This window comes from Streptomyces sp. WM4235 (assembly GCF_001279725.1).
Taxonomy (GTDB): domain Bacteria; phylum Actinomycetota; class Actinomycetes; order Streptomycetales; family Streptomycetaceae; genus Streptomyces.
The window spans coordinates 1-7,317 of the sequence record NZ_LGDE01000067.1 but is presented as its reverse complement, the minus strand read 5'-3'; the positions used below and the strand labels follow the sequence as shown (position 1 = coordinate 7,317).

The 7,317-nt window shown below is 67.9% G+C and carries 10 protein-coding genes and 2 pseudogenes; 7 read left to right on the top strand and 5 right to left on the bottom strand.

Annotated features, from left to right (window positions below):
- The first annotated feature begins 359 nt into the window (after positions 1 to 359).
- Entirely contained in the window at positions 360 to 536 is a 177-nt protein-coding gene (locus tag ADK55_RS39110) for a hypothetical protein (RefSeq protein WP_199826469.1), read from the top strand.
- Positions 537 to 649: 113 nt separating this feature from the next.
- Here ADK55_RS39110 and ADK55_RS40895 read toward each other — a convergent pair whose 3' ends face one another.
- Positions 650 to 865, bottom strand: a complete 216-nt coding sequence (locus ADK55_RS40895) for a helicase associated domain-containing protein (RefSeq protein ID WP_420713603.1) — start codon at positions 863 to 865, stop codon at positions 650 to 652.
- A gap of 274 nt (positions 866 to 1,139) precedes the next feature.
- Between ADK55_RS40895 and ADK55_RS40890 the strand changes: the two genes are divergently transcribed.
- From ADK55_RS40890 to ADK55_RS07775, 3 genes are all read left to right on the top strand, one after another.
- Positions 1,140 to 1,268, top strand: coding sequence for a hypothetical protein (locus ADK55_RS40890; protein ID WP_420713602.1), 129 nt, complete (start codon positions 1,140 to 1,142; stop codon positions 1,266 to 1,268).
- Positions 1,269 to 1,662: 394 nt separating this feature from the next.
- Complete coding sequence (locus ADK55_RS07780; protein WP_159041310.1) at positions 1,663 to 2,058, top strand: hypothetical protein; 396 nt, start codon at positions 1,663 to 1,665, stop codon at positions 2,056 to 2,058.
- Positions 2,059 to 2,439: 381 nt separating this feature from the next.
- Entirely contained in the window at positions 2,440 to 3,045 is a 606-nt protein-coding gene (locus ADK55_RS07775) for a DUF6461 domain-containing protein (protein ID WP_053676738.1), read from the top strand.
- A 185-nt stretch (positions 3,046 to 3,230) separates the two neighbouring features.
- On the opposite strand, the gene ADK55_RS38385 is transcribed toward ADK55_RS07775, so the two are convergent.
- Positions 3,231 to 3,389: a hypothetical protein gene (locus tag ADK55_RS38385; RefSeq protein WP_159041309.1), complete on the bottom strand. Its 159-nt coding sequence runs from the start codon at positions 3,387 to 3,389 to the stop codon at positions 3,231 to 3,233.
- Between the two features lie 678 nt (positions 3,390 to 4,067).
- Here ADK55_RS38385 and ADK55_RS07760 point away from each other — a divergent pair.
- On the top strand, positions 4,068 to 4,364 hold the full coding sequence (locus ADK55_RS07760) for a hypothetical protein (RefSeq protein WP_053676735.1): 297 nt from the start codon (positions 4,068 to 4,070) through the stop codon (positions 4,362 to 4,364).
- Positions 4,365 to 4,368: 4 nt separating this feature from the next.
- On the opposite strand, the gene ADK55_RS38380 is transcribed toward ADK55_RS07760, so the two are convergent.
- Complete coding sequence (locus ADK55_RS38380; protein WP_159041308.1) at positions 4,369 to 4,536, bottom strand: hypothetical protein; 168 nt, start codon at positions 4,534 to 4,536, stop codon at positions 4,369 to 4,371.
- A 184-nt stretch (positions 4,537 to 4,720) separates the two neighbouring features.
- Between ADK55_RS38380 and ADK55_RS07755 the strand changes: the two genes are divergently transcribed.
- Positions 4,721 to 5,122 carry a hypothetical protein gene (locus ADK55_RS07755; protein WP_053676734.1) on the top strand — a complete coding sequence of 134 codons (402 nt, stop codon included), beginning with the start codon at positions 4,721 to 4,723 and terminating at the stop codon, positions 5,120 to 5,122.
- Between the two features lie 3 nt (positions 5,123 to 5,125).
- Here the strand turns inward: ADK55_RS07755 and ADK55_RS07750 are convergent, their stop codons facing one another.
- Together ADK55_RS07750 and ADK55_RS36095 are read right to left on the bottom strand one after the other, a co-directional pair.
- Entirely contained in the window at positions 5,126 to 5,638 is a 513-nt protein-coding gene (locus ADK55_RS07750) for a hypothetical protein (RefSeq protein ID WP_063839473.1), read from the bottom strand.
- Positions 5,639 to 5,744: 106 nt separating this feature from the next.
- Positions 5,745 to 5,951 (bottom strand): annotated as a pseudogene (locus tag ADK55_RS36095) (transposase); the annotation flags it as partial.
- A 452-nt stretch (positions 5,952 to 6,403) separates the two neighbouring features.
- Between ADK55_RS36095 and ADK55_RS07745 the strand changes: the two are divergent.
- A pseudogene (locus ADK55_RS07745) lies at positions 6,404 to 7,226 on the top strand (IS5 family transposase).
- Positions 7,227 to 7,317 lie beyond the last annotated feature (91 nt).

Sequence of the window (7,317 nt, the reverse complement as noted above, 5' to 3'; positions counted from 1 at the left end):
CATAACACCCGATCCGTAATCAACCCCCCAAATCGCAAGGCCCCCTCCTCCCAAACCCTGAACAATACTAAGCGGCTCGGCAGCCCCACCGCCGGCACCAGGGGAAATCTCGCGGGGACCTACACCATCGGCTCCCTCTGCGCCGGCTCCTGCCCGGGCTGACATCGACCTCCGATGCATGTGCCGGGACGAGATTCAGACCGGCGCCACGCTGATGACCGAGATCGGAAAGTTCGGCACCCGGCGGCCGAGCCCTGTACGACCTGCGCCCCGGCGAGCGGCGCCGCGGGGACTGGTTCGGCGACACACCCTGACCGGTCGGCGGGTGACACCTACGCCCTGTCGTTCGTTGATCCCACATGTCTGTACTGGCGTCACCTGAAGAGATCGACGCCGCCCGCACGCCCAAGGGCGGATGGACGCGTGCCCAGCTCGCCGAATGGGGCGTTCCATGGCCTGCGGAGAAGGGTTGGAAGGCGGAGCTGATCGCACGCTGGGAGACCGGCCAGCAGGGCCACGCGCCCGCGCCCCGTTGAGTCCCTCCCCGCGTACGCCAGCTCTGCACCAGGACATGCTCGACTTCGGCTGACCACGCAGCAGCCGGGCTGAACAGGAACACCCTGTCCAGCCCGGCTGCTCGTGAGCGCGGCTACGCCCACCTCATCCCGACCTTGGAGAGTTGCTCCATCCGCTCCGGTGTCAGGGTGGTGGCCCGGCGGCGTTGGTTGTCGACCCACGTTCCGAGTTTCAGCGGGACGTCCCGCTGCGCCTGGCCGTCGCCGCCGAGGGCGATGGTCTCGATGTGCTTGCGCGGCACCGTGAGGTGGCCTTCGCGCGCGAAGTACCGGGCGGCGGCGTAGTGCATGGCCACTTGTCGGCCTGGCTGGTGCGCGGTTTCGGCTTCTCGTCCTCGGTGGCGGGTTCGATGCCGAGGATCTGTTCGCACATCCACTGCTGGACGCCGGTGAGTTGGTCCCATCCGTATCGGACGGAGGTGACCCACCGGCCGAGGTCCTCGCCCTGGCGCATGACCTCGCCCGCCGTGGTCGGCAGCGCTTGACCGCCGTCGAGGTGCTGGCGGACGAGGTGGAAGGAGCGCTGCCAGGGCAGCCGCTCACGCCGGGCACCAGGATGGGTCGATGTCCTCCAGCTGCTCGCGCCGCTCCCGCGTCATCGTCCCGGCGGAGGATTCCACCGGCAGCCCCTCGGCCCGCCGCTGCTCGATCTCCTCCTTGTGCGACTGGAGCCCCTGCTCGCCGGAGCTGTGACCTCCTCCCTGAACCAGTTCGTCGCTTTCGGCCAGTGGGAATGGTCTTTAGGTCACCGCTACCGAAGGCCCCGGCTCAGGAGACGTTGTCGCCCCACTCTGGAATCCAGTGCAGTCGCCGCCCGGCAAAGGGTCGGCAAGCGATCGGAACACTTCGGGGGAAGGAGCACATCATGGGGGTACGAGGGCGAATGCGCGGGACCGGTATAGCAATGGGGGCCGCGGTGGTGGCGGTAGCAGTGGCATCTGGGCCGGCGGCGAGCGCCGACCAGTGGCGGCCTCGGCCGGGGACCTTGTACATCTCCGACCTGCCCAAGACCGAGTCGTGGCGCGCTGCACCGGTCGCGCGGGGCTGGGGCATGTCCCACGAGTGTCTGGCGAACTGGCCGGAAGGCATGCCCGAGGTAAACGTCTGGCACCGGGACTTCAGCACCGCGGAGACCGCCTACGCCGAGCAGAAGGTGGTGGTCTTCGCCACCGAAGCGGAAGCCATCACCTTCGCGGAAGAGACCCGTAAGAGCTACGCCGAGTGCGCGAACCGTCCGCAGGAACCCGGGGTGACCGCCACCGGTTACGACCACGGCGTACTCGAAGTGGAGGAAGGGGCGACGTTGCACGGGATGTACACCTTCGACGCCGAGGCGTCCGACCGCCCGCACTTCAACTACCTCTGGGGCGTCGGCCGCGACGGAGACACTGTCACCCTGAACATGTGGCAGAGCTATTGGGGGGACCCGCCGGTCACCGAATGGAAGAACACCCTGCGGACCGCCGTGAACAAGCTGTACTGACCCGCCACGCGGCAGGCGGAGCGTCCCCACCCGGCGTTATGAGAGGCGTTACCGCAGTCCAGGGCCACAACGCGAGCTCTGTTCAGCGAGCGTGGAGCCCGCCCGCAGCACAGCTGGCTCACGTACGGCACGCTCCGAGAGCGGGTCGGCCCGGGTACGTCTGCGGTCCATCCGCTGACCTGTGCCCGTGCCGACCTTCACCTCACTGACCTGCGGCGGTCCATCTTCAGTGACACAAACAGCCATCAGTCCAAGTTCGATGGCAAACGGCCCGCCTTCGCTGTCAGTTGATCCTACGCCCCGAATCGGCAGGGGGCTGATCTGTCGCACTGGCCGTCTAGCCTCGCGGGGGAAAGTCGATCGATGCGTGGAGGAGTACGGATGAGTGGCCTGGGTTGGATGTACGGGGCGGACCTGCCGCTGGTGAGCGTCACCTTTGCCCGTGACCTCACTCCGCGGCAGCTCTTGGAGCGGATGGGGGCGGACCCCGCCACGCTCGCTGAGCGGACCCAGGAGGGCTTCGACGAGGACTTCGACGACATCCTCTACGAGGACGACGCCTACGTGGTGACCGCCGGCCGGTACGGGTCGTGGGCGTGGGTATGGGAGCACGGCAGTTGGCTGTGCGTCGAGGACGATGACCTGCTCGGCGAGCTCTCGGCGGGGACGGCAGCTCTGTCCCTGCACGTTAATGAGAAACCCCTCGTGGACTTCCGCTATGCCGAGAACGGGCAGCTGGTGACCGGTCTGCACACCCTCCTGGGCATCGAGCCCCGGCACCGCACCGGCCGGGACCCTCACCGCTTCGACTCCGAACTGCGGGCGCTTGGCGCCCAACCGGACACCGACGAGACCGGACCGCTGGGAATGCGCGGGCTCTTCTACCGTCTCACCGAAGGACTTGGTGCGGGCCTGGACCAGGCCGATCTCCATGCCGAGACAGTCCTCAGCGCCCGGCTTCGGCCACATCCGGACCGGGTTGCGTGATGCGCCTGACCTGTTCACCCGACGGGCGAACAGGTCGTCACGATCACTTGGCAAATGGTCAGGATCCTCTGTCAGACGGCACCGTCGCCGAAGGCCCTCGCCTCACACCTCACACCCTCAAGCCGCACCGCGTCGACCTGGGGAAACGGGCTGTGTGCCACATAGGCGCAGCCGGGATCGTCGGGCTACAGGATGGTGCCAGACAGGGCGCGGCGATCCCCGGACATCGCGTAACGGCGGGCCGCGAGGCCGTTGTCGAGGGTCTCGCCGATCTGGTCGCACAGCGGGGCGAGGACGTCGGCCGCATCGCTGTCGGACAGGTACGCCGGGGCGACTTCGAGCATGAGCTCCCGAGCTGGTGGGTGGTGGCGAGGCCGTCGACGACGCGGCGCAGCTCGATGAGCGCGGGATCCGCCGGCGGACCGGCGGGCCCGGGGGCGGCGCGGTGCGGACGTCACGGACGGCTTGGCGGACCACGGCGCGCACGGTCGGCTCATCAAGGTCCGTCAGGCCACTGTGGGCGAGCGTGGCGAGTCGGCGGGTGATCAGCTCCGCGACGTCGCCGCTACGGCTGGAGACGGCGATCAGGGCGCGCTGGGACAGGCCGTAGCCGAGGGCGGCCGCGGCGGCCGGGTCGGTGTCTCGCGTGCGAGACACGCCGGGGCCGGCGGCGACGGCGTCGTGGATCGCGGTGAGGGCGCGGGCGACGTCGAGCAGCCGGTACGCCTGGGCGCGGCTGATGCCGAACTCCGCGGCGCAGTACGACTCCCAGCTGCCGTGCCCGAGGGGCAGCCAGACGCGGGCGGCGTGCGCGTCCCGGACCCGGGCGGCGAGCACCGCGACGGAGCGCCGAACGTCGGCCATCGCCTCGCGCAACGGGCTGTGAGGCTGGTAGACCTCACAGCCTGACGTCCGGATTCGCGGCAACGGATGTTGTCGCCCTCTGGCGGTGGCGGGCAGGTCTGGCAGGCTGATCCGCGACGGCGGGCTGTCGCGTCTCGCCGCAGAACCAGGGGGTCTGGGTGGCGGGGATCGAGCGGGAACCGGTGGAAGTGCGGATACCCAAGGCCGCCTTGGATGCCTTCGCCGCGGCGCTGAGCGTGCGCACGGCGGCGATCCGGACCTGGCCCGACGGCATCGGGTGGATGTACGCGCTGGGCACGTGGGACGAGCCGCACGTGGAAGTGGCGCTCATGCCCGGCGGCGAGGAGGTCTGGCTGCGGATGTCCACCGACCGCTCCCGGCTTGTCGTGTGGACCATCCAGCAGTGGTGGGACTTCGCCGGCGAACTGCCCGGCGCGGCGCCGCCGCAGGTCTGAGCGCTCAGCCCTTGTCGATGATCCGGATGAGGCCGTACGGGATTTCCTCCGCCAGCCGGAACAGCGCCTCCAGGACGCCCTGGTACACCGGGTCGGTGTGGGGCGGGCAGTGCTCGGTCAGCAGGCAGCCGGCTGCTTCGTCCTTGGTCCGGGGGTGGTCCGCGTCCTCCACCGGGCCCGCTCGACCATCGCCAGCCAGCTCTACAACGCCAAGGAGCCCATGACCCTGTTCGAACTGCAGGAATGGCTTGGCCACCGAACTCCCGAAGCCACCGCCCACTACGCAAAGATCACTCCGAACAGGCTGGCCAAGGCCTACAACGACGCCGGCTACTTCGCCCGCAACGTCCGCACCGTTGAAGTCCTCGTCGACCGAGACGCCGTCGCTTCTGGCGCCGCCGAACGGCGACCCCTGGCAGTACTACGACCTCGGCCACGGCTGGTGCACTTACGCGTTCTTCGAACAGTGCCAGCACCGCATGGCCTGCGCACGCTGCGACTTCTACACCCCGAAGGCCTCCAGCAAGGGTCAGCTCCTGGAGGCCAAGGAGAATCTGCAGAAGATGTTCGCGGCCATCCCACTGACGGACGACGAACGCGCCGCCGTCGACGACGGCCAAGCCGCCCTCGACCAGCTACTGACACGGCTCACCGACGTCCCCACCCCCGCCGGGCCGACTCCCCGGCAAATCGGCATCCCAGCGCAGGCCACCCTGCTGCCGGTCATCGAGACCAACCGGAGACCGACCGGACAGTAATGCTCAGCGGCCCAGCCTGTGTTGGACGTAATCCGGGTGGGCCGCATCGACCTCAATGCGGTTCTCGTCCAGGCCGTTGACGATCCGCAGGCAGCCGCTGGCGAAGACGAACTCCACCGCCACCGTTCCAGCCGCCAGGTCACGTTCCGCCGGCCGCCACTCAAGGAGCGTGACCTCTCGCAGTTCCTGGCCGACGAACGGTTCGAGGTGTTCATCGCTGTGAGACCACCGCGGCGTGAGCTCCGACGACTCCCACCCGGTGATGGTCACTGCTGTGTCGATCGCGTCCCAGCTGATCGAGAGCTCGTCGAACTTCCAGTGACAGACCTCCACCTGGATTCCGTCGAAGTCCAGCACCACCGGACAGTCGGCAAACCAGTCCCCGTCTTCGGCAAACCGCACCAGCGCAAACCCCGTCAGCCGCCTACCGGCGAGCGCAGCCAGGAGCGAGCCGTGCGCCTGGCGAATCGCGTCGACCCCGATCAGGAAGGACGGCTCGAAACCAGAGATCCCCATGTTCACAGCACAGGAGTCTCCCGGCATTCGACCCAGCGGGCCAGCGTAAATCGACCAGGGTGACCTTCGACGTCGCTTGACAGGTCTGATTCCACAGAAAATGTGGGTAGTCGTGCGGGAGGTAGCGCCACGGGATCCCTGTGCGGTTCACGTACAGGACCGCGTCCAGGAGGCTGCGCAGGTCGTGGTCGAGTGGCCGGCCGATGTCCAGTCCACGGCCGCGGCGCTCGGCCCGTCAGGCAGTCAGAACCGGCTCGACCAACTCCCACCGGGCATCGGACAGATCGCTCGGATAGCGGCGGCGTTCAGACATGGTCTGGGACTACCCACCTGCCTTGGGCGCGCGGACCGGCGCCCGAAGCACACGGCGTGAAACCCGGCGGCTTGGGATGAAACAGGAGGAGGCAGAGCAAGACGTCCGCCTGGCAGCCACTTTCGCATCATGAACCACAACAACCACAGCAGCCCCGAACGACCGTAGCCTCAGATCATCACAAAAGACTCCAATAAGGCGCTAAACACCCTCTCAAAGAGCGTTTTGTCCTGGCAGAGGGGTTTGGCAGCTTTTGGGGCAGCGGAGTGGGCTGGGACTGCTGAGGTCAGGGTCGTTATCCGTGACGTGAGGGACGGTTGACGCCATTGATGGGCATGTTTCCGCCCGTTCGCTCCTGCCTGATCCCAAGGCGCCCCCGCTCACCCCTGTTTGCGCCCTGTGGCTGCGTGTCTGCCGACGGAACTATCGAAACATGTCTCGACAGCGGTCGTATTCCGAGTGACCTGTCCGATGCCCGATGGGAACTATTCGATCCCATTCTGTCGGCCTGGCGGGGAGCGCGGCGAGGGAAGGGTCTGGACATCGGGCGCGCCGCCCGAGCACGACCTGCGACGGATCATGGACGCGGTCTTGTATGTGGACCGGACCGGGATCCCCTGGCGCTATCTTCCCCACGACTTCGCGCCGTGGGAAACCGTCTACGGATACTTTGCCGCCTGGCAGAAGGACGGCGTATTCGACCAGCTCAACGGCCTGCTCCGCCGACTGGTCCGGGAGGCCGCAGGCCGGGACGCCGAACCAAGCGCGTGCGCGCTGGACGCCCAGAGCGTCAAGACCTCCGCCAACGTCCCGGCCGCCGGCCAGGGCATCGACGCGGGCAAGAAGATCGCAGGACGCAAGCGCCACATCGGCGTCGACACGCTCCGCCTCCTCCTCGCGGTCTGGGTCACCGAGGCCAGCGTCTCCGACAACGTCGGCGGCATCCACCTGCTCTCGCACATCGCCCAGGCCCACCCCAGGGTCACCAAGGCCTGGACCGACACCGGCTACCGGACCAAGGCCATCGATCACGGCGCCGCCCTCGGCATCGACGTCGAGGTCACCCGCCGTGACCCGGGCCAGAAGGGCTTCAAGGCCATACCGCGGCGCTGGGTAGTCGAGCGGCCCTTCGGCTGGTTGATGAACCACCGCCGCCTCGCTCGCGACTACGAAACCCACCCACACCGCTCCGAGGCGATGATCCGCCTCGCGATGATCGACCTGATGAGCCGCAGGCTCACACGAGAATCGACTCCGAACTGGAAGGACTCATAGTCGCCGGGCCACGCTGACCCGCGCATTTTCGCCCCTCATTGCCTGCGGCCAGCGGTCATCAATGACACCCGCCGCTTCCCGGCAAGCGCCG